This is a genomic window from Kocuria sp. CH-021, assembly GCF_049716185.1.
Lineage (GTDB): Bacteria > Actinomycetota > Actinomycetes > Actinomycetales > Micrococcaceae > Kocuria > Kocuria cellulosilytica.
Genome location: NZ_JBNAFK010000002.1, coordinates 230004 through 251626, shown reverse-complemented (window position 1 = coordinate 251626; position 21623 = coordinate 230004). Strand labels below are relative to the sequence as shown.

Annotated in this window: 15 protein-coding genes; 12 read left to right on the top strand and 3 right to left on the bottom strand. The window is 74.5% G+C overall.

Annotation, left to right across the window (positions count from 1 at the left end; all coding sequences use genetic code 11):
• Window positions 1-168 precede the first annotated feature (168 nt).
• From opgC to ACPYN7_RS02390, 4 genes are all read left to right on the top strand, one after another.
• The gene (gene opgC, locus ACPYN7_RS02405) at window positions 169-2664 is read left to right on the top strand and encodes an OpgC domain-containing protein (RefSeq protein ID WP_424346580.1); all 2496 of its coding nucleotides are present in this window, start codon (window positions 169-171) and stop codon (window positions 2662-2664) included.
• Between the two features lie 255 nt (window positions 2665-2919).
• A complete protein-coding gene (locus ACPYN7_RS02400) occupies window positions 2920-3975 on the top strand; it encodes a glycoside hydrolase family 26 protein (RefSeq protein WP_424346579.1) in 1056 nt (351 codons plus the stop codon).
• 298 nt (window positions 3976-4273) lie between these two features.
• Window positions 4274-4909: a hypothetical protein gene (locus ACPYN7_RS02395; RefSeq protein ID WP_058874268.1), complete on the top strand. Its 636-nt coding sequence runs from the start codon at window positions 4274-4276 to the stop codon at window positions 4907-4909.
• 21 nt (window positions 4910-4930) lie between these two features.
• Window positions 4931-7159: a L,D-transpeptidase family protein gene (locus ACPYN7_RS02390; protein WP_424346578.1), complete on the top strand. Its 2229-nt coding sequence runs from the start codon at window positions 4931-4933 to the stop codon at window positions 7157-7159.
• Window positions 7160-7237: 78 nt separating this feature from the next.
• Here ACPYN7_RS02390 and ACPYN7_RS02385 read toward each other — a convergent pair whose 3' ends face one another.
• Both ACPYN7_RS02385 and ACPYN7_RS02380 read right to left on the bottom strand, forming a co-directional pair.
• Window positions 7238-7840 (bottom strand): TIGR03085 family metal-binding protein, encoded by a 603-nt coding sequence (locus ACPYN7_RS02385; protein ID WP_058874270.1) that lies wholly within the window; start codon window positions 7838-7840, stop codon window positions 7238-7240.
• Between the two features lie 309 nt (window positions 7841-8149).
• Window positions 8150-8605 (bottom strand): DUF3817 domain-containing protein, encoded by a 456-nt coding sequence (locus ACPYN7_RS02380; RefSeq protein ID WP_058874271.1) that lies wholly within the window; start codon window positions 8603-8605, stop codon window positions 8150-8152.
• Between the two features lie 412 nt (window positions 8606-9017).
• Between ACPYN7_RS02380 and ACPYN7_RS02375 the strand changes: the two genes are divergently transcribed.
• The 6 genes from ACPYN7_RS02375 (at window position 9018) to ACPYN7_RS02350 (ending at window position 16699) form a co-directional block, all read left to right on the top strand.
• Window positions 9018-9809 (top strand): DeoR/GlpR family DNA-binding transcription regulator, encoded by a 792-nt coding sequence (locus ACPYN7_RS02375; RefSeq protein WP_058874272.1) that lies wholly within the window; start codon window positions 9018-9020, stop codon window positions 9807-9809.
• Complete coding sequence (locus ACPYN7_RS02370; RefSeq protein ID WP_424346577.1) at window positions 9806-10780, top strand: 1-phosphofructokinase family hexose kinase; 975 nt, start codon at window positions 9806-9808, stop codon at window positions 10778-10780. The genes ACPYN7_RS02375 and ACPYN7_RS02370 overlap by 4 nt, the downstream gene beginning before the upstream one ends.
• A 65-nt stretch (window positions 10781-10845) precedes the next feature.
• Window positions 10846-12978, top strand: a complete 2133-nt coding sequence (locus tag ACPYN7_RS02365) for a PTS fructose transporter subunit IIABC (RefSeq protein WP_424346576.1) — start codon at window positions 10846-10848, stop codon at window positions 12976-12978.
• A 68-nt stretch (window positions 12979-13046) separates the two neighbouring features.
• On the top strand, window positions 13047-14747 hold the full coding sequence (ptsP, locus tag ACPYN7_RS02360; RefSeq protein ID WP_058874275.1) for a phosphoenolpyruvate--protein phosphotransferase: 1701 nt from the start codon (window positions 13047-13049) through the stop codon (window positions 14745-14747).
• 80 nt (window positions 14748-14827) lie between these two features.
• Entirely contained in the window at window positions 14828-15106 is a 279-nt protein-coding gene (locus ACPYN7_RS02355) for an HPr family phosphocarrier protein (RefSeq protein WP_058874276.1), read from the top strand.
• Between the two features lie 288 nt (window positions 15107-15394).
• Window positions 15395-16699, top strand: a complete 1305-nt coding sequence (locus ACPYN7_RS02350) for an ATP-grasp domain-containing protein (protein WP_424346575.1) — start codon at window positions 15395-15397, stop codon at window positions 16697-16699.
• Here the strand turns inward: ACPYN7_RS02350 and murJ are convergent.
• Window positions 16615-18165, bottom strand: a complete 1551-nt coding sequence (gene murJ, locus ACPYN7_RS02345; protein WP_424346574.1) for a murein biosynthesis integral membrane protein MurJ — start codon at window positions 18163-18165, stop codon at window positions 16615-16617. The genes ACPYN7_RS02350 and murJ overlap by 85 nt on opposite strands.
• 309 nt (window positions 18166-18474) lie before the next feature.
• Here murJ and ACPYN7_RS02340 point away from each other — a divergent pair, with 309 nt between their 5' ends.
• Window positions 18475-19557 (top strand): lipid II:glycine glycyltransferase FemX, encoded by a 1083-nt coding sequence (locus tag ACPYN7_RS02340; RefSeq protein WP_424346573.1) that lies wholly within the window; start codon window positions 18475-18477, stop codon window positions 19555-19557.
• Between the two features lie 58 nt (window positions 19558-19615).
• Window positions 19616-21568 carry a threonine/serine ThrE exporter family protein gene (locus ACPYN7_RS02335; protein ID WP_424346572.1) on the top strand — a complete coding sequence of 651 codons (1953 nt, stop codon included), beginning with the start codon at window positions 19616-19618 and terminating at the stop codon, window positions 21566-21568.
• Window positions 21569-21623 lie beyond the last annotated feature (55 nt).

Here is a 21623-nt window from a genome sequence, read left to right as displayed (position 1 = left end):
GACAGGGGAGGGGCCCGGAGGACACGGGCCGTGCTTCCGGGCGTCCGGCGCCGCGCCGTGATGCTATCGGTGGACGCGCGCGGGACGAGCTGCTCCCCGCGGCGTCCGTCGTCCGAGCCGGGCCCCCCGCACCTGTTCCGGCGCTCCCGGGCGACGGCTCCCCCCTGGGTGCACGACGCCGCACCCGCACCGACCCTGGAGGGCACCCTGGTACCCATCACCCGACGACGCGCGCGCCCCTCCGCCGCGGCGGCGTCGATCCTGTTGCTGCTCGTGCTCCTCGTCGCACCGGCCGGCCCGGCCCGGGCGGCGGAGCACGCCGAGCCCGACGGCCCGTATCTGGGGGCGCTGCTGGACTGGGGCGAGGACACGGCGGCCGGCCACGCCGAGCGCCTCGGCGCACCGGCGGCCGTGTACGGCCGGCCGGTTCCGCTGCCGATGAGCGAGCAGGAGCAGGGCCACCTGCGGGACTACTTCTCCCAGGTCTCCGGGCAGGGCGCCCACGCCCTGCTCACGATCCGTCCCGAGATCTCGCTCGGCCGGGTGGACGAGGCACGGGCCGCCGTCCTGGCGGAGCAGCTGGCGGACGCCGCCGAGGGATACGCCGGCAGGGTCTTCGTCCGCTTCGCCCCGCAGATGAACGCCTCCTGGGTGCCGTGGGGGCAGCAGCCCCGGGCGTACACGGAGGCGTTCCGGACGGTGGCGGCCGCCGTGGACGCCGAGCTCGGGGAGCCGGTCATGGTCTGGTCGCCCACGGCCGGCACGGACTACCCCTTCCGCGCCCCGTCCGGCGACCCTCCGCCGGGTGCTGACCTGGCGTCCCTGGACACGAGCGGCGACGGCGTCTGGGACCAGGACGACGACCCCTACGGTCCCTACTATCCGGGCGACGACGTCGTCGACTGGGTCGGTCTCGTGGCCCCGCACGACGAGACGGGCAGCGGACCGGCCCGCAACGTCAAGCCCTCGCCGGAGTCGTTCGGCGCCCTGCTGGGATCCGCGGGAGGGGCGGAGCCGTCGGAGGAGGACGACTTCTACGCCGCCTATGCCCTCGGCCGCGAGAAACCGCTCATGGTCGAGACGGGGGCCTTCTACAGCCGGGGAGCGGGCGGCCCGTCCGAGGAGGACATCAAGTCGGCCTGGTGGGACCAGGTGCTCTCCACGGTCTCCTCGGGCGACCACGACCGCGTCCGCGCGGTGGTGTGGAACGAGACGGTCGAGCAGCGCGAGAACGGTGCGGTGACCGTCGACTGGAGGATCACGGCCGACCCCGCCCTGGCCTCGGCGGCCGGCGACCGGATGCAGGACTCCGCCCTGGTCACCGGGCCCGTCACCGAACGGTCGGATCTGCCGGGCGCCGGTCCCGCGGCGACGGGGTCCGTGCTCCAGGGCCCGGCCGCGTGGGCAGGGGCGCTCGCCGTGCCGGCCCTGGCGACGCTGCTGTGGGTCCTCCCGCTCCGGGGGCCGGCGAGGGCGTGGGCGTACGCGGACCCCTCCCGGCGGGACCTCCGCATCGACATGCTGCGCGGGGCGGCCATCGTGTTCGTGGTGGTCAACCACGTGGGGATCACCTCGGTGTTCCAGCTGCTGACGCAGGAGACCGTCGGCGTCGTCTCGGGGGCCGAGCTGTTCGTCCTGCTCTCCGGGGCGGTCCTGGGCATGGTGCACGGGTCGCGGGCCAAGGACGAACTCGGGGTCGTGGTCGACCGCACCACCTCGCGGGCCTGGAAGCTCTACGTGACCGCCCTGGTCGTGGTGCTGGCCGTCTACGGGCTCAGCCTGCTCCCCTTCCTGGACGCGGGCGCCGTCACCACCTTCACGGACCAGGGCACCGGGGCCGCCGGGGTCGGTGCCGCGGGCGCCACGTACGACCTCTACTCCGGGATGGAGGGACTCCTGCAGTTCCCCGTTCCCGCCCACCTGATCCCGTCCCTGTTCCTGCTGCAGATCGGCCCGTGGCAGTTCAACATCATGGGGCTGTACGTGGTCCTGCTGCTGGTGAGCCCCCTGGTCCTCGCCGCCCTGGCGCGCGGGCGCGCGTGGCTGGTCCTCACCGTCAGCCTGGCCCTCTACGCGGCGGGCACCGTCTTCCGGATCCGGTTGCTGCCGTCCCAGTTCGAGGACTCGTTCCCCCTGCTGGTGTGGCAGGTGCTGTTCGTCCTCGGCATGACGGCCGGCCACCACCGGCGGCAGCTCGTCGACTGGTTCTCCCGGCACCGCCCCGTGCTGGGCGCGTGCCTCGCGCTGGCCGTCGCCCTCGCGCTCTTCTCCTGGACCAGCCCGTACCTCACCAACGCCTACGACGTCCGGCTGGCCCTGCTGCCGGAGTCGACGTTCCGCACGGTCTACGACGCCTTCTTCGGGCGGACCTACCTGGGGATCGGCCGGCTGGTGAACGTGCTCCTCGTGGTGGTGGCCGGCTACACCGTGCTCAGCGCCTACTGGCGCCCGCTCGAGCGCGCGCTCGGATGGTTCCTCGTCCCCCTGGGGCAGGCCACCCTGTACGTGTTCGTCATGCACGTGTTCCTGATCCTGGCCGTGGCCAACGTCCCCGCCCTGCAGCAGGGGAACCTGTGGGTCAACACCGTCGCCTACGTCCTGGTCCTCGGCCTGCTGTGGGGCATGGTCCGGACCGGATTCCTGTTCCGGCTCGTCCCCCGGTGAGATCCCGGGGGCCGGGCGGATCCGGCCGAGCGGATCCGGCCGAGCGGATCGGGGGTGCGGCGAGCGGACGGACCGCCGTTCATGACGGCCGGTCACCGCCTCCGGCCAGCACGTATGACGCCGCCGGCACGGACCCGGGGCGGCGGTGGCCGCCGGATGCTAGTTTGCGGCTGCTCATTCTCGTCGTTCCGGCGAGGCGCCACCCCCAGCGCGCTCGCCGTCGGCGGAGAGCCCGCTCCCCCCGGAAGGCCCCCCATGCCTGCTCCCGTTCCTCCCCGTGCCCTGTTCTCCCTCACGGCCGCCGCCGCCGCGGTCGCCCTGGGTCTGACGGCCGTCCCCGCGGCCCACGCCGGCCTGTCGGTCCACTCCCCGAGCGGTCCGACGGCGCTCGCCGCGGCGAAGAAGCCGGTCCGGTCCGTCGCGGTCGCGCCGGCCGAACCCCAGCTCCGCACGTGCCCGCTGCGCTTCGGCGTCGGCACGGCCGGTGGTCCCGGGGCCTCCGCCGAGCTCGCCGAGGTGGCCGCGCTGACCGGGGAGAAGCCCTCGATCGTGCTCTCCTACAAGGACGTCCGCCAGCCCGTGCCCTACTGGGAGCTGGAACAGACCCGCGCGTCCGGGGCGACCACCCTCCTGACCTGGGAGCCGTGGGTCTGGGGCGGCGGGACCGACCAGCCCGCCCACTCCCTGGACGCGATCGCCTCGGGCGCCCACGACGCCCACATCACCGACTGGGCCACCCGTCTGGCCGACTGGGGCTCCCCGGTGATGCTGCGCTTCGGCCACGAGATGAACGGGAACTGGTACCCGTGGTCCGAGGGGGTCAACGGCAACGGCGCCGGGGACTACGTGGCCGCCTGGCGGCACGTCCACGACATCTTCACCGCTGCCGGGGCGGACAACGTCCAGTGGGTGTGGAACCCGAACGTCCCGTACTACGGGTCCACACCCCTGGACGGGCTCTACCCCGGCGCCGGGTACGTGGACGTCGTCGCCCTGGACGGCTACAACTGGGGCACCTCCCAGACGTGGTCCAGCTGGCAGCAGCCGTGGGACCTGTTCGCCTACGGGCTGTCCGAGATGCGGCGCCTGGCCCCGGGCAAGGAGATCATCGTCGCCGAGACCGCCGGCGCCGAGGCCGGGGGCTCCAAGGCCGAGTGGAACGCCCACCTGGTGCACTACCTGGCGCAGCAGCCCGACGTCACGGGCCTCGTCTGGTTCCACCTGGACAAGGAGGTGGACTGGCGGATCGACTCCTCCACCGCATCGGCCCAGTCCCTGGCGGCCGAGCTCGCGAAGCGCCCCTGTCCGTGACGGCGGTGGCACGGCGCGCCACACGGTGTCACGCGAATCACAAAAGCAAACCGTCCGTGTAGCGTGACCCCCACGACCGGGGGCGGGGGCCCCCCCCGGCCGGGGGGGGGCGGGGGCGGGGGGGGGGCCCCGGGGGGGGGGGGGGGGGGGGGCCGGGGGCCCCCCGGGTTCGCGCGTCAACAAAACACACCCCCGCGCCGGGGGGGGCCCCCCCCCCCCGGGGCGCCGCCCCCCCGCTCGTCCGGAGGTGGCACGGCGCCGGTCGGTCCCCCCCAGGACCGTGTCGAGGAGTCCCCCCATGGCAGTCACCTTCCCCCCACCACCCGGCCGCCGGCTCGGACCCGTCTGCGCCGCCCTGCTCGTCGTCGCGCTGGCGGGATGCGCCGAGAACGAGGGGCCGAGTGCCACCACGGCCCCCAGCACGAGCCCGCCCGCGGTCTCGGACGGGCCCGCGCCCACGGCGACCGGCGCTGCCGCGACGCCGAGCGCCGGCCCCGCGCCGTCGGGCAACGACGTGGCCCCCTACGACGCCACCTCCACGCGGGACGCCGCCGGGTCCTTCGGCACGGCCCAGCGGCTCGACGGCTCCCTGGAGGCCGTGGTGGAAGGCCCCCGCCCCGCGACCACGGGGGAGCGTCCCGTCCGGGCCGCTCCGGGCACCCCGGTCCAGGTGTTCACGCTGACCCTCACCAACACCGGCAGCACCCCGGTCGACGCCGTGCCGTGGTCCTTCCCGGTCGCCGTCGCCGGTGCGGAGCCGGCGGTCCCCGTCTTCGACGAGTCCCTGGGCGTGCCGATGGAGACCTTCCCGACCATCGCCCCCGGGGAGAGCGCCTCCCTCGAGGTCGCCTTCGCCGCGGCGCACGACGCCGAGCTGGCCGTGCGCGTCTTCGCCACCACCACCCCCGACCACTACGTCGAGTTCACCGACTGATCGCCCAGCAAGGGACCCCCCATGAAGATCTCAGCTCTGCGCATCCCCGCCGCGGTCGCGGCCTGTTTCGCGGTCGTGCTCGCCGGTGCCCCGGGGGCGTCCGCGGCCCCGTCCGCTCCCGCTCCCGGCGTCTCGGCCGGTCCGACGACGACGCCCGGTCCCGCCGCGGGCACCGTCGCGGCAGCCGTCCGGCTCGAGCCGGTGGACGACGCGTCCACCGTGCCCGCCGGGCGCACCGCACTCCTCGACGTCCTGTCCAACGACGGTCTCGACGAGCCCTCGGCGGTGCGGCTCCGGCTCGTGGACCCCTCGGCCGACGACCCCGACGACGAGCTCGTCGACGCACTGCGCACGGACCTCGGGTCCCTGCGCGTGGTGTCCCCGGACGCGGAGCCCGAGTCCCTGCCCGAGGACTGGGAGCTCCCCGGGCACCCGGTCCTCGCCCTGGAGCCCTCCCCGGACCGGCCGGCCGACGCCCCGCCGGTGGAGGTGGCCTACGCGGTGGTGGACGCCTCGGGCGCCGAGGCGCGGGCCGTGCTCACGGTCGCCCCCGACCTCGAGAGCCAGGCGCCCCCGGGCCCCTCCGCCGGGCCCACCGGCCCGGCGGAGGAGAAGCTGCCGGCAGATCCGACGGGCTCGGCCGGACCGACCGCCCCGGCCGAGCGGGCGGTCACCGCCGAGCCGACCGCGGAGCCCTCCGCGGGAGCGGAGCCCGCCGAGGAGCGAGCGGCCGCACCGGAGGCCGGGTCGCAGGAGACGGCGGCCGCGGCCGCCGCGGAGGACGTGGACGTGCCCGTCGAGATCCGGGAGGCGCTCGAGGCCGCCGCGGTCCGGGCGGCGGCCCGGACCGGGGCGCCCACTGCGGGGATGCGCCCCTGGAAGGGCGGCTGGGAGTGGCCGCACGAGCGGGGCGTGGTCCTGTGGTCGGAGGCGCACGGCGCGCACTTCGTGCAGCTCCGGGGCGCGATCGGCCACCGCTGGACCCTCGGGGGCGGGGTCGACACCCTGGGCTGGCCCGTCGACGACGAGTCCTGCCACCTCGTGGGCGGCGGGTGCCGGCAGTCCTTCTCGAAGAACCGCACGGTCTTCTGGACCTCAGCCACGGGGGCCCGGACCGTGAACATGCGGGGCGCGATCGGCCACAAGTGGATCCGCGGCGGGCGCGAGGCCGGGACCTACGGGTACCCCACCACCGACGAGATCTGCGGGTCGTCCGGCGGGTGCCGGCAGTCCTTCTCGAACAACCGCACGGTCTTCTGGACCTCAGCCACGGGGGCCCGGACCGTGAACACCCGGGGCGCGATCGGCCACAAGTGGATCCGCGGCGGGCGCGAGGCCGGGACCTACGGGTACCCCACCACGGACGAGATCTGCGGCCTGGCCGGGGGCGGGTGCCGGCAGTCCTTCACCAGGGCCCACACGATCTACTGGAGCTCCGCCACCGGAGCGCGGGCCGTGAAGACGAACGGTGCCATCGGGCAGCGGTGGATCGCCACGGGACGCGAGCGGGGCTCCCTCGGCTACCCCGTCACGGACGAGATCGGCACCGGGAGCGTGCACCAGACCTTCCAGCGGGGACTCGTCACCTGGAGCCGCGCCACCGGGGCGCGGACGCACCTGTTCCGCGGGGAGTGCCACCACCTCAACACGGGGCGCTCCGTGCAGCCGACCCGCAACGCGGCGCGCGTGTCCCTGACCATCGCGGAGGGCTACGGGCGCTCCCAGGCCACCTTCGTCAACTGCGTGCGCATCGGCGGCAGCTACGTGGAGGAGTGGCGGACGTCGGCCTACGTGGGCGCGAGCGGCTTCAAGCGCCCCGGCGTGCCCTCGGGGCACACGCAGTACCTGTACTCGCCGCAGGGCTCGTACTCGGTCACGGAGTCCTTCGGGGTCTACAACCCGGGCACCGCGCTGCCCTACCGGCAGCTCAACCCGAACTCCCGGTGGGGCGGGCGCCTGGGCACGCTCTACAACAAGTACTTCGAGTCGACCGGCTACACCTGGCCGGACGAGAACATGTGGTACTTCTCGCTCTCCGGCGACTACCGGCTGGGCGTGGTGATCAACTACAACCGCCCGCCGGACTCGACCATCGTCCAGGGCAACGGCTTCGCGATCTTCCTGCACGCCAACAAGAAGCCCACCGCGGGGTGCATCGCCCTGCACGAGCACGAGGTGGCGCGGTACATGCGCACCGCGCGGCCCGGTGACCGGATCATCATGGGCGTCCGGGCGGACCTGTTCCGCTGACGGCCCGCGACGTCAGGAGGGGACCGCACAGCGCGGTCCCCTCCTGACGTCGTCTCCTGATGTCGTCGCGGCGCCGGGCTACTCGACCGTCTCCTCCACCTTGGCCTGACCACGGCGGCCGAGGGCCCACAGCAGCAGCTCGCTCGGCGCGGCGCGGAGCACGCGCACGGTCCCGGTCCGGCCGCGGCCGCCGCGGACGGCGCCGTAGGACGGGGCGATGAGCACCACGGTGTCCTCCTCATCCTTGAGCGCGACCTTGGCCAGCAGGCTCAGGGACCGCCACAGCGCCTGCTCCTCGTCGTGCAGCAGCGGACGCTCGTGCCACTGGGGCTGGGCCCGGCGGACGTCCTCGTGGTGGACGAAGTACTCCACGGTGTTCATCCGCTTGTCCACCGGCCCCAGCCGCGCGGGCGAGTACAGCGGAGGGTGCTCCACCTTCCGCACGAGCTCGTCCCACGGCTGGCTCGCGACGGCCTGCTCGGCACGGCGGGTGCGCTCGCCGAGCACGGGCACCCGCGGCAGCACCCTTCCGGCGAGCAGATCGGGGCGCCCCGCGCGCAGCACGAGGTGCACGGCGAGGTCACGGGTCCTCCAGCCTTCGCACAGGGTGGGGGCGTCAGGGCCCAGGCGGCGCAGGAGCGCGGCGAGGTGCCGGCGCTCGACGTTGGCGAAATTGGTCACGTGGATCCTCCTCGTGGCGCCGCCGCCGGTCGGCGGGGCCGTCCCGACGACCACGCTATACCGGGCGCCCCGCCGCCAGGAACCGGCGCGGCGCGCTCCCGGACCGTCCGCGCGGGAGCGGCGGGGCCGGGCACCATTTGCGGGGGCCGGTGGGCCAGGCACCATTTGCGGGGGCCGGTGGGCCAGGCGCCATCTGCGGGGAACCAGTGGGCCCGGGCACCATCCGCGGGGAACCAGTGGGCCCGGGCACCATCCGCGGGGAACCGGTGGGGCCGGGCACCATCTGCGCGGGGCCGGCAGGTGCAGGCCTCAGCCGCGCGGGACCGGCGGGCCCAGATACAGGAGCACCGAGGCGAGGCCTGCGACCACGACCGCGCCCGCCGCCACCGCCAGCCACGGGCTGCGGAGGGACCAGGCCTCCAGCCTCTCCAGCACGGTGGTGGGACGGTCGCCGCCGGGGGCCAGGCGCCAGCCGCCCTCGAGCCGGCCCGAGCGCTGTGCACGGCGCTCGAAGGGGATCGTGGCGTACGGGACGAAGGCGCTCGCCAGGCCCAGCGCCCCGAAGCCCGCGGTCCACCGCTGGTCCACCCAGACGAAACAGGTCACCACGCAGTACCCCAGGAACACCAGCCCGTGCAGCATGCCGAAGACGGGGACGAAGGCCGCCGAGACCCCCGTGTACTTCAGGACCATGCCGAGGATCAGCAGCGTCCAGGTCACCGCCTCCGCGAGGGCGAAGCGTCCGTAGAGCTCACGGGGTGTCATGGGCAGTGCTCTCCTGGGTCTCGGGGGTGTCGTCGGGCGCGTGGCCGGGGTGTCGTCCGGGGGCGTCGCCGGGCGCGTGGCGGGGCTTCGTGGCCAACGCTTGGAGGTCGACCCGGCCCGAGGGCCGCCGCGGCGCCCTGCTCCACGGTCCGGTCGTCCCCATCCAGGATATCTGCGTGCCGGACGGCGGCGGGACAGTGGTGGAACGGCGGCGGGACGGGGGCGGGACGGTGCTCGGGACCGGTGGCGGGACGGTGCCCGGGACCGGATGCGGGCACCGGAACCGGCTCCACCACCGAATGTGGCATTTCGTGAACTGGATCACCGACACCTCTAGCAAAACCACACGAACTCACATAAACTCAAGGGAACGCAAAGATCCACCATCCTTTCCGACCGTGAGGTGAACGCCATGTTCGCAGAAGAACGCCAGGCCGAGATCGCCGAGCTGGTGGTCGCGACCCGCCGGGTCAACGGCGCGGACCTGGCGCGCCGCTTCGACGTCACCATGGAGACCGTCCGTCGCGACCTCGCGGCCCTCGAGGCCGCGGGCAGGCTCCGCAGGGTGCACGGGGGCGCCGTCTCGGCGGACCAGTCGACGTCCGACGAGAAGGCCATCTCCTCCCGCAAGCACCTGAACACCCCGGAGAAGCGGCGGATCGCGCAGGCGGCGTTCGACCTGCTGCGCACCAGCGGGGCGGGGGCCGTCGTGCTCGACGCCGGAAGCACCGTCGAGGCCCTGGCCGACCTCATCGTCCGCACCGACTCCACCCTGCCGGACGGGCAGGAGCAGCTGATCATCACCCACGCCCTGCACATCGCCGCCAAGCTCGCCGACGCCACGGGCATCGGCCTCGAGCTCGTCGGCGGGCGGGTCCGCAAGCTCACCTGGGCCGCCGCCGGGGGGCGGGCCGCGGAGCACTACACCCGGCTGCGCCCGGACCTCGCGTTCGTGGGCTGCAACGGGATCCACGCCGCGTTCGGGCTGAGCACGCCGGACCCCATCGAGGCGGTCGTCAAGACCGCCATCATCCAGACCTCCCGGCGCGTCGTGGTCCTCTGCGACTCCGCCAAGCACGATCAGGAGACCCTCATGCGCTTCGCGTCGCTCGACGAAGTCGACACCCTCATCACCGACCGGGCCCCCGGTCCGGAACTGGCCGCCGCCCTCGAGGAGGCCGACGTCGAGGTGGTGATCGCGTGATCCTCACCCTCACCCTCAACCCCTCCCTCGACCGCACGGTCGAACTCCCGGCCCCGCTGCGCCGCGGCGCCGTCCAGCGCGCCGACGGCGCCCGGCAGGACGCCGGCGGCAAGGGCGTGAACATCTCCCGGGCCCTGCGCGCCAGCGGCGTCCCGACCCTGGCCGTGCTGCCGGGCGACCCCGGGGACCCGCTGCTGGCGGAGCTCGCCGCGGCCCAGGTGCCCTACGAGACGGTCCCCGTCGGTGCTCCGATCCGCTCCAACATCACGATCACCGAGCCGGACGGCACCACCACCAAGATCAACGCCCCGGGCGCGCCGCTGAGCCCCGGGCACGTCGACGCCGTCGTCGACCTCCTCGTGCACCGCGGCGCGGACGCCTCCTGGGTGGTCCTGGCCGGCTCCCTGCCGCCCGGGGCCCCCGAGGACGTCTACGCACGGATCGTCCGCCGCGTCCGGACGGTGCTGGGGGAGCGTTCGCCCCGGTTCGCCGTGGACACGTCCGGGGCGGCGCTGCGCGGTGCCGTGTCCGGGGACGACGCCCTGCCCGACCTCATCAAGCCCAACGGCGAGGAGCTCGCCGAGCTGGTGGGGACGGTCGACGGCGAACGGCTCGAGGCCGATCCCGACCTCGCGGCCGCGACCGCCGCGGCGCTCGTGGGGCGCGGCCTGGGCGCGGTCCTCACCACGCTCGGGGCCGGCGGTGCGGTGCTCACCGTGCCGGAGGGCTCCTGGCACGCCGTCCACGAGCCCGTGGCCGTGCGCTCCACCGTGGGCGCCGGCGACAGCTCGCTCTCGGGCTACCTCATCGCCCAGGAGCGCGGCGACGCGCCGTCCGAGTGCCTGCGGCAGGCCGTGGCCTCCGGGTCCGCGGCGGCAGCCCTGCCGGGCACCCGGGTCCCGGCCCTCTCCGAGACCACCCCGGAGGCGGTCACCGTGCGGGAGCTCCCCGCGCGCGCCGTCTCCAGCTGAACCAGACCCACTCCACCTCATCCGAACCACCCGGGCCACCGGCCCGGCCGCTCAAGGAGGACATCGTGTCCGAGCTCATCACTCCCGACCTGGTCTCGCTCGACCAGGACCTGGGAGCAGACAAGGAAACCGTCATCGGCCGGCTCGCCGACCTGGTGCAGCGCACCGGTCGCGCCGAGCAGCTGGACGGGCTGCTGGCGGACGCCATCGCCCGCGAGAACAAGACCGCCACCGGCATCCCCGGCGGCATCGCGATCCCGCACTGCCGCTCCACCGCCGTGCTCGAGCCGACCCTGGTCATGGCCAGGCTGGCGCAGGGCGTCCCCTGGGGCGCCAAGGACGGCCCCGCCGACATCGTCTTCTTCATCGCGGCGCCCGAGGGGGCCGACCAGACGCACCTGAAGCTGCTGGCCAAGCTCGCCCGCTCGCTCATGAAGAAGGACTTCGTGGCGGCCCTGCGCTCCGCGCGCTCCGAGCAGGAGATCGTCCGGATCGTCGACGACGCCCTGGGCCTCGGCGGGACGGCCGACACCGCACCCGCCGAGGGGGCCTCCGCGGCCGGCGCCACGTCCGCCACCGCGGTGCCCGCGTCCGTGGACGCCCGGTCCGAGGACGGCGGTGCCGCACCGGCGCCCGCCGCGGCGCAGACCGGGGGCGACGCCGAGGGCGCCGGCCCGCACGCCGGCAAGAAGATCGTGGCCGTCACCGCCTGCCCCACCGGCATCGCCCACACCTACATGGCCGCGGACGGACTGACCTACGCCGCCGAGGAGATGGGGGTCGACCTGCAGGTCGAGACCCAGGGCTCCGCCGGCTTCACCAAGCTCGACCCCGCCACGATCGCCGCGGCGGACGCGGTGATCTTCGCGACCGACGTCGACGTCCGGGACCGCTCCCGGTTCGCCGGCAAGCCCTACGTCGCCTCGCCGGTCAAGCGCGGCATCGACGAGCCGAAGGTCATGATCGAGGAGGCCCTGGCCAACGCCGGGAACCCGAACGCCAAGCGCGTGCAGGGAGCCGCCGGCGCCGCTGACGAGTCCGACTCCTCCGGCGGGCGCGAGGGGTGGGGGACCAGGATCCGCAAGGCCGTGATGACGGGCGTCAGCTACATGATCCCCTTCGTGGCTGCGGGCGGCCTGCTCATCGCCCTGGGCTTCATGATCGCCGGCGCGGACATCGCCAACGTCGCCGACGACATCCTGGGGACCTCCACCCTGTGGGCCCTCGGGGACGCCACCGTCGCCCAGTACATCGGGGCCGTGCTGTTCAAGATGGGCGCCCTGGCCATCGGGCTGCTCGTTCCGGCGCTCGCCGGCTACATCGCCTACGGCCTGGCCGACCGGCCCGGCATCGCGCCCGGCTTCGCCGCCGGCCTGGTCGCCAACTTCATGGGCGCCGGCTTCCTCGGCGGCATCGTGGGCGGCCTGCTGGCCGGCCTCGCCGCCTACTGGCTGGCCCAGCCGCGGCTCCCGCGCTGGCTCGGCTCCCTGATGCCGGTGGTCATCATCCCCCTGCTGGCCACGCTGTTCTCCTCGGGCCTGCTGCTGCTCGTCCTGGGCGGGCCGATCGCCACCTTCATGGCGTGGCTCACCGAGTGGCTCAACGGCATGACCGGCGCCAGCGCGCTGGCCCTCGGCGCGATCCTCGGCCTGATGATGGGCGCGGACCTCGGCGGGCCGATCAACAAGGTCGCCTACACGTTCGCCGCCGCCGGCCTGGGTGCCGCCACGGCCGTGAACACCGCCCCGCAGGAGATCATGGCCGCCGTCATCGCCGCCGGCATGGTCCCGCCGCTGGGCCTGGCCCTCGCCTCGCTCGTGGGCAAGCGCTACTTCACCGTGGCCGAGCAGGAGAACGGCAAGGCGGCGTGGCTGCTGGGCGCCTCCTTCATCTCGGAGGGCGCGATCCCGTTCGCGGCCGCGGACCCGCTGCGCGTGCTGCCCTCCACCATGGTGGGCGGCGCCGTGGCCGGCGCGATCTCCCTCAGTGCAGGGGCGCTCTCCCCGGCACCGCACGGCGGCGTGTGGATCCTGCCGCTGATCGGCAACCCGCTGATGTTCCTGCTCGCGGTGGTTGTCGGTACCTTGGTCACAGCAGCCGTCGTCGTCGCCCTCAAGCACGTGGGTGGAGCGCACGGGCGGGTGGCCGACGCCACCCGTTCGCGCGAGGATGCCGCCGCTGTGCCGACCACCGCCTGAGCGACGTGCACGGGCCCCATCGGGGGCCCGTGCACGGTCAGCTCTTTTTCTCGAGGAAGAGGAACACCATGCAGACACTGACAGGCGTGGGAGTGTGCGCGGGCCGCGTCATCGGCGAGCTCGTGAGCATGCCGGATCCCGTCTCCGAGCCGGCCGCGGGACTGGCCCTGCGGGACGAGGAGCCCGAGGCGGCGGTGGCCCGGCTGCAGGCGGCCGCGGCCGCCGTCAAGGCGGATCTCAAGGGGCGCGCCGAGGTCGCCGTCGAGAAGGACGCCGCGGACGTGCTCAAGTCCACGGCCCTCATGGCGGGGGACAAGGCGCTCCTGAAGAACGCCGCGAAGCTCATCACCGGGAAGGGGCTCGCCCCCGAGCGCGCCCTGTGGGAGGCCGCGAGCGACTACGCGGAGCAGATGCGCGCCCTGGGCGGCTACATGGCCGAGCGCGCCGCCGACATCGAGGACGTCCGGGCGCGGCTCGTGTCCCAGCTGCAGGGCCTGCCCATGCCGGGCGTGCCGCAGCGGGACGTTCCATTCGTGCTGACCGCCGAGGACCTGGCGCCCGCGGACACGGCGACCCTGGACCCCGAGATGGTCCTGGCGCTGGTCACCTCCGGCGGCGGGCCGCAGTCCCACACGGCCATCCTGGCCCGCAACCTGGGCCTGCCCGCGATCGTGGCGGCACGGGGTGTCGAGGCGCTCGCGGACGGCACGCGCGTGTTCGTGGACGGGGCCACCGGCGAGCTCCGTACGGAGCCGGGCGAGGAGGAGCAGGAGCTCGTGGAGGCGTGGGTGCGCAGCGCCGCGGCGCGCACCGCCTTCGACGGCCGGGGCGTGCTCTCGGACGGCACCGAGGTGCCGCTGCTCGCCAACGTGGGCACCCCCGAGGACGCCCGCACGGCGGCCGCGGCCGGCGCCCAGGGCGTGGGACTGCTGCGCACCGAGTTCTGCTTCCTGGGCCGGGACAAGGAGCCGTCCGTCGAGGAGCAGGTGGAGCAGTACACCGCGATCCTCGAGTCCTTCTCCGGGAAGAAGGTCGTGGTCCGCACCCTCGACGCCGGGGCGGACAAGCCCCTGCCCTTCCTCACCGACACCGCCGAGCCCAATCCGGCGCTCGGCGTGCGCGGCTTCCGCACCGACCGGTCGGTGCCGGGCGTGCTGGCCCGCCAGCTCGAGGCGATCGCGCTGGCCGAGCAGGCCACGGAGGCCGACGTGTGGGTCATGGCGCCGATGATCGCCACGACCTCCGAGGCCCGGGACTTCGCCGCCATGACGGCCGACGCCGGGCTGCGCGTTCCCGGGGTCATGGTGGAGACGCCGTCCGCGGCCGTCACCGCCGACCAGATCCTGCGCCACGTCGACTTCGTCTCGCTGGGCACGAACGACCTGACCCAGTACACGATGGCCGCGGACCGGATGATGGGCTCGCTCGCCGAGCTCAACAACCCGTGGCAGCCCGCCGTGCTGCGCATGATCCGCTACACCGTGGAGGGCGCCCGCCGGGCCGAGTCCGAGGGCGCCGGACCGCGCAACGTGGGGGTCTGCGGCGAGGCCGCGGCGGATCCCGCGCTCGCCGTCGTGCTCGTGGGCCTCGGGGTGCACACCCTGTCCATGAGCCCCCGGGGACTGGCCCCGGTGGCGGCCGTGCTGCGCAGCGTGGACCTCGCCACCGCCCGGGCCCTGGCCGAGCTCGCGATCGAGCAGCCCAGCGCGGAGGACGCCTCCGCTGCCGTGCGCGCCGAGCTCGACGTGCTCGCCGAGCTCGGTCTCTGACCCGCGGCCCGGGCCGCAACGCACCACCCCAACCCCCGGGGTCCGACACCCCGGACCCCGCAACCCGAAGGAGAACCACCATGGCAGAACGCACCGCCACCATCGCCTCGTCCGTGGGCCTGCACGCCCGCCCCGCCGCGATCTTCGCCGAGGCGGCAGGGGAGTACGACATCGAGATCACCATCGCCGCCGAGGGCGAGCCCGAGGACGAGGCCATGGACGCCTCAAGCGTCCTGTCGCTGATGTCCCTCGGCGCCGGCCAGGGGGACAAGGTCGTCCTCCGCGCCGAGGGCGAGGGCGCCGACGACGCGCTCGACAACCTCGTGCGGATCCTCGAGACGGACCACGACGCCGAGTAGGACCTCCCCGCACCGGCCCCACGGCGCCCGCCCACCGCACGGTGGGCGGGCGCCGTGCTGTGCCGTGCTGTGCCGTGCTGTGCCGTGCTGTGCCGTGCTGTGCCGTGCTGTGCCGTCCCGTCCCGTGCTGCCCTGCGCCGTGCCCTGCTGCGCCGTGCCCTCCTGTGCGGTTGCTCTCCTGCGCTGTGCCGAGCCCGGACCCGGTCCGTGGCCGCGCACGCGTTTCACGGTCTCCCACGTGCGGCGACTACCGTGGAAGGGATGCCCGCCCACCTCGATGGAGGACCGATGACCGCCGACCGACCACCGCTCGACCACCGCCGCCGGGAGTCGGAGAGCGCCGCGCCGGCGCAGCGACGGGCGCTCATCGTGGGCACGGGCAGGGACCGGGGAGCCCTCGCGGCGGCGCGCGCGCTCGAGCGGGCGGGCTGGCACGTGGGCGTCGGCACCCCGGACGGGCCCGGCATGCTCGGCGCCACGCGGGCGGCCGCGGTCCGCCACGAGGTGCCGCGCCCGCGCGGCGACGGGGCAGGCTTCATCGACGGCGTCCGCCGCGCCGTGGCGGAGGGAGCGTACGACCTCGTCTTCGGCGCCGGCGACGACTGGATGGCCGCGGTCTCCGCGTACCGTCAGCACATCCCGGCGGCCGTGGCGCACCCGGGCCCCGACGTGGTCGCGGCGGCCCTCGACAAGGTCGGCCTGGCGGACCGGGCGGCCCGGGCGGGGCTGAGCGCTCCCCGGACGCTGACGGCCACGGACGAGGCGCTCGCCGCCTGGGACGGCCCGGTCGTCGTCAAGTGCCGGGCGCACTGGGCGCCGGGGCAGACCCGGCCCCACCGCATCGAGGCCAAGCTCTTCCGGGACGCCCCCGCGGCGGCGGGACAGGTCCGGCGCATCCGGGAGGCCGGGGCCGAGCCGGTGCTCCAGGCACCGGTGCGCGGCACCCTCGGGGCCCTGATCGGGGTCCACCACGACGGACGCCTGCACGGCCGGGTGCAGCAGGTCACCTCCCGGCTGTGGCCCACCCCCAACGGCGTCTCGGCCCGCGCCCGGACGGTGCCCGTCGACGAGGAGCTCGCCGCGCGCGCCGAGGTGCTGCTGCGCGAGCTGGGCTGGTGGGGCCTCGTGGAGCTGCAGTTCCTCACCGGGGACGACGGCGTCCCGCAGCTCATCGACCTCAACGGCCGCTTCTTCGGTTCGATGGCTCTGGCCGAGGCCGCCCGCCCCGGGCTGGCCGACGCGTGGGGCAGGCTGGTCCTCGGCGGGCCCGTGCCGGACCTGCCGGACGCCCGGACCGGCGTCCGCTACGCCTGGCTCGCCGGGGACCTGCGCCGGGCGTCCGTGGAGCGCCGCGGCGGTCTGGCCGCGGACGTCGCCGACACCCTCCGCTGGGGCCGTGGCGCCCAGCACAGCGTGTGGGACCTGCGCGACCCCGGCCCCACGTGGCACCTGGCCACCTGGCGGCTCGGGAGCGGCATCCGCTCCCGGTCGGGCGGCCGGTCGGCTCGTCAGCGCCGTCGGCGCACCGTCCGCAGCGTCTCGCCGACGAGGCGGCGCTCGGGAGCCCGCAGCACGACGAGCCCGAGCAGGTAGGTCCCGCCCACGACGGCGGCGCAGAGCGCCGCGAGAACCAGCGACGGCAGCGCGGGCAGCGCCTCGCGCGCGCCCAGGCCCGCGGCGACCGCGACGGCCGCCAGCACCAGGGCCCGGAGCACGAGGGCGGTCGCCCCCCGGGTGTCCAGCCCGGCGTGGCGGCGGTGCAGCAGCCACGCGTTGAGCAGCGCCGCGACGACCAGGGACGCGCTCGTGGCCGCCGCGATGCCGGCGAGGCCCAGCACGGGGGCCAGGACGAGGTCGCCCACCACGTTGACGACCATGGCCAGCACCGCCACGACCACCGGCCCGCGGGAGTCGCCGAGGGCGTAGGACGCCCGGACCACCACCTGGCGGACGCCGAGGGCGAGCAGGGCCGGCGCGTACCAGGCGACCGCGGTGGCCGTCGCCGCGACGTCCCCGGCGTCGAACGCGCCGTGCCCGAAGGCCGTGGCGACCAGGGGCCCGGCCGCGACCACGAACACCGCGCACACCGGGGTGAGCACCGTGACGACCACGGACAGCCCGCGGTTCACGAGCCGGCGCAGCTCGGGGCGGTCGTCCGCGGCGGCGCCCAGCGCCGGGTACAGGGGGACGAGCAGGGCCGCGATGACGACGGTCTCCGGAAGGTCGACCAGGCGCCAGCCGTAGGTCAGGGCCGTGATCGTGCCGTCGCCGAGCGTGGAGCCCACCGCCCGGTCGACGAGGGTGTTGATGTTGACTACGGCGTTGCCCACCAGCATGGGCGGCACCAGCCGGGCGATCTCCCGGAAGCCCGGGTCCCGCAGCTCCCACCGGGGCCGGAGCCGGGTGCCGAGCGACCGCACCGGGGGCACCTGCATCAGCAGCCGCGCCGCGGAGCCCACCACGTAGCCCACGGCGAGCGCCGAGATCCCGTACCGGGGCCCGAGCAGGCCCGCCGCGGCGATCATGACCAGGTTGAACGGGACGCCCTGCAGGGAGGACCACGCGAAGCGGCCGTGCGCCTGCACGAGCGAGGCCAGCAGGTCGGTGCCGGCCACGAGCACCGTGGCGACGAGGACGATGCGGGTGAGCGAGGCGGCCGTGGCGGTCTGGGCGTCGTCGAACCCGGGAGCGAGCAGGGTCGTCACCGGTTCCGCGAGCAGGCCCGTCACCACGGCGGCCAGGCCCAGGACGACGACGGTGACGGTGAGGGAGACCTCGAAGCCGCGGTGGCCGCGGCAGCCCGTGCCGTCCGCGCGCTCCCGGGCGGCTTCCCGGGACGTCACCGGAGTCACGGAGCGGGCCATCGCCCAGGCGAGCAGGCCGAGGACCACGTTCAGCACGCCCTGGGCCACGAGCCACGCGTCGAGCTCGGCCCCCGCGCCGAAGACGGCGCCGACGACGACGTCCCGGAGAAAGCCGAGAACGGTGGAGACGGCGGTCAGTCCGGTCACGAGCACCGCGGCGCGCGCGATGCTCCAGCGCCCGCCCGGTCCACCCACGGCTTCGGCCACCTCCCTGCTCGGGACCGCTCCGGGGATCGGTGCGGGCTGCATCTGGTGCGAGCCGCGGACCTGCCGGTGCGAACCGCCTGAACAGAATACACAGCACGGTCCCCGGGGCCGTCCGGGGTCCGTCCGGGATCCGGGGCGGGGGAGCGGTCCGCGGGGGCGCGGACGGACGTCCGGCACGGCTCAGAAGCCGCTCAGGCCTGCGCGGTTAGACTGACCGGGGCCGGCCCCCGCCGGTGCACCGGTCCGCCGGCCGTCCCCGGCCGGCCGGCCCCGACGACCCCGACGATTGAGAGAGCCTTGCGAGAGTTCACCGCACGCTTCGCCACCGCCCAGGAGATCGCCGACTGGGACGCCCACGTCACGGCGAACCCCCACGGCGGCAACATGCTGCAGTCCGCGTCCTTCGCGGACGTGAAGGCGGACCACGGCTGGCGGCCCCGGCACCTCGTGCACGAGCCCGCCGACGGCGGGCAGGCCTCCTACAACCTGGTCCTCGAGAAGCAGGTGCCTGCCCTGGGCAGGCTGTGGTACATGATCAAGGGCCCCGACGTCGCCTCCGTCGACGACATCCCCGGGATCGCGGCGGCCAGTGCCCGGTTCGTGGCCGAGCAGCAGCTGAACGTGTTCGCGATCAAGATCGAGCCGGACGTGCTGGACTCCGACTACGCGCGGGGCGTGCTCGCGCGGGCCGGGCTGAAGAAGTCCTTCAACATCCAGCCCAACGACTCCACCGCGATCCTCGACACCGACCGCGACGAGGAGGCCGTGCTGAAGTCCTTGCACTCCCGTGGGCGCAACGCCGTCCGGCGGGCGCTGCGCGAGGGCTGCACGGTCGAACGCGTCGAGCTCACCGAGCAGAACATGCGCCGGATGTACGCGCTCATGGACACCGTGGGACAGGGCGACGCGAACGTGAACCTGCGCTCCTACGAGTACTACGCGAAGTTCTGGACGACGTTCGAGCAGGCCGGCCAGGGCCGGCTGTACTTCACCTACGAGGACGGTGAGCCGTCCGTGGGCGCCTACGTCATCGCCTACGGGAACAAGGGCACCTACAAGGACGGCGGGTCGAAGCCCCGGCGCCGCCAGTACGGTGACTCCCACCTGCTGCAGTGGACCGCGATCACGGACCTCATGCGGGAGCACGGGATCGTCGAGTACGACTTCTGCGGCACCCCGCCGAGCGACCAGCTCAAGAACAAGGAGCACCCCTACTACGGGCTGGGCCTGTTCAAGACGAGCTTCACCAAGACCGTCGTCGACTTCGTGGGCGTCCACGACCAGGTGCTGAGCCCGGCCAAGTACGCGGTCTGGACCAACGTGGCCGAGAAGGTCCAGCGCCAGCTGTGGGTCCGCCGCACGGGCCAGCCCTTCTACTGATCCGGCCCCGACCGTCCGGCGGCCCCCCGCCCCCGCGCCACGGAAGGAGGAACACCGCGTGGTGACCGACCAGCGCGCCCCCCTGCGCCCGTTCGCCGCCTACCCCTCGTCGGACGGGGGTGAGGAGCCCGAAGCCCACGTCGTCGAGCCGTTCGGGCCCGGCGGGGACACGACGCTCACGGGCGCCGCCCGCCCGGTCGCCCGGCACGGTGCGGGACTGCCGGCGGTGCGCCCGACCGAGGCCCAGGCCCTGCACGCCCGGCGCCGCGCGGGGACCGCAGCGGCCGACGTGGTGCCCGATGCCCCGCAGGCGCTGCCCGTGCTGAGCGTGGACCTGATCCGCCGGCACGGTGGCGTCCCCGAGCCGGAGCAGCGCCAGGAGCCGCTCACGGCCGCCGAGACCGTGCCCCTCGCGACGGCGGCCCGCCGGCGCCGCCGCACCGACACCGTTCCCGTCTCCCGCCCGGAGACGACGACGATGGGTCCCCTCCCGGCGCCCGGCAAGAGCTCCGATCGGATGCAGCGGGGCGCCTACCCCTCCACCCGGGCACAGGGGGCCCGGCCCGGCGGGCGCTCGCGGCTGCGGTCCATGCTCCAGGGGGAGGCGGCCCCCACAGCCCCCATGCGCGTGGTGGAGCGGCTCAACGCCTCGCCCTTCGCCAACCTGCGCCGGTTCGGGGAGTCCACCAGCCGGCAGGCCCGGCGCACCCTGAACTTCGCCCTGCGGCTCGCGGAGACGATGTTCCACTACGGCGCCGACGCCCTCGACGTCGAGAACGCCATCATCGCGGTCTGCGCCACCTACGGGGTCGAGAACGTCGAGGTGGACATCACCAACCAGGCCGTGACGATCAACTACATCGCCGACGACCAGCCGGACGGCGGGGACACCCGAACCCGCGAGGACGTCTTCAACGACCCGGACACCAACAGCCACACGGTCATGCGGGTCGTGCGCTCCTGGACGGACAACTACGCGGGGCTGGCCGAGACGCACCAGCTCGTCGCGGACATCACGGGCGGGGAGATGCCCCGCGGTGAGGCGGAGCGGCGGCTCGAGGCGATCAACGCCAAGCCCAAGCCCTATCCGCGGTGGATGGTGCGGGCGGCCACGACCGCCGCGGCGATGACCATCACCGCCGGCATCGGCGGCGGTGTCCTGGGCGCCCTCGTCGCCGGCCTGTCCTCGATCCTCAACCAGCTCGTGGCGCACCGACTGGGCGCCTGGCGGATCCCCGAGTTCTTCACCATGGCCGCCCAGTCCGGGATCCTCACCACGATGGCCCTGCTGCTGTCCTGGGGCGGCCTCGACCTGTCCCCGACACGCGTCATCGCGGGCGGGATCATCCTGCTCCTGCCCACCACGCGCATGGTCTCCACCATGCAGGACGCGATCAACGGCTTCCCCGTCACGGCGGCCGGGCGCCTGCTGTCCACGTCGATGGCGTTCCTCGGCATCGTCGCCGGGATCGCGGGGGGCATCTCCATCGCCGGGTACGCCGGCATGCCCCGGGTCGACGTCTCGCAGAGCGCCTTCGACCCGGTGAGCCCGCTGACCAACGCCGTGTTCATGCTGATCGCCACCGGGCTCATCGCGGTCACGATGCAGGCCAAGCCCCGGCACGTGCTCTCCACCGTGGTGGCCGCCCTCGGCGGCCTCGTGGTGTACCACACGGGCATGGCCGCCGGTGTGGGAGCCCGCCTGGACACGGCGCTCGCGGCGATCACGAGCGGGTGCGTGGCGACCGTGCTCGCGGCCCGGCACCGGATTCCCCAACTGGTCCTGGCCATCCCCGCGATGACGTTCCTGCTGCCCGGGCTGTCCATCTTCCGGGGCATGTACACCATCACGGTGGAGACGGACACCTACGGCCCCGGGATCGTGGGCCTCGTCAACGCCATGGCCTCGATCGTGGCCCTGGCCTCCGGGGTGGTGCTCGGCAAGTACCTCATGCGCCCCTTCGTGGGACACCTCAACGGCACCAGCTCCCGGCGCAACCGGCGCCGCTGACCCGCCGATCCGGGTCACTCGGTGCTGGCACCCGCATCGGAGCGGCAGCGAACCG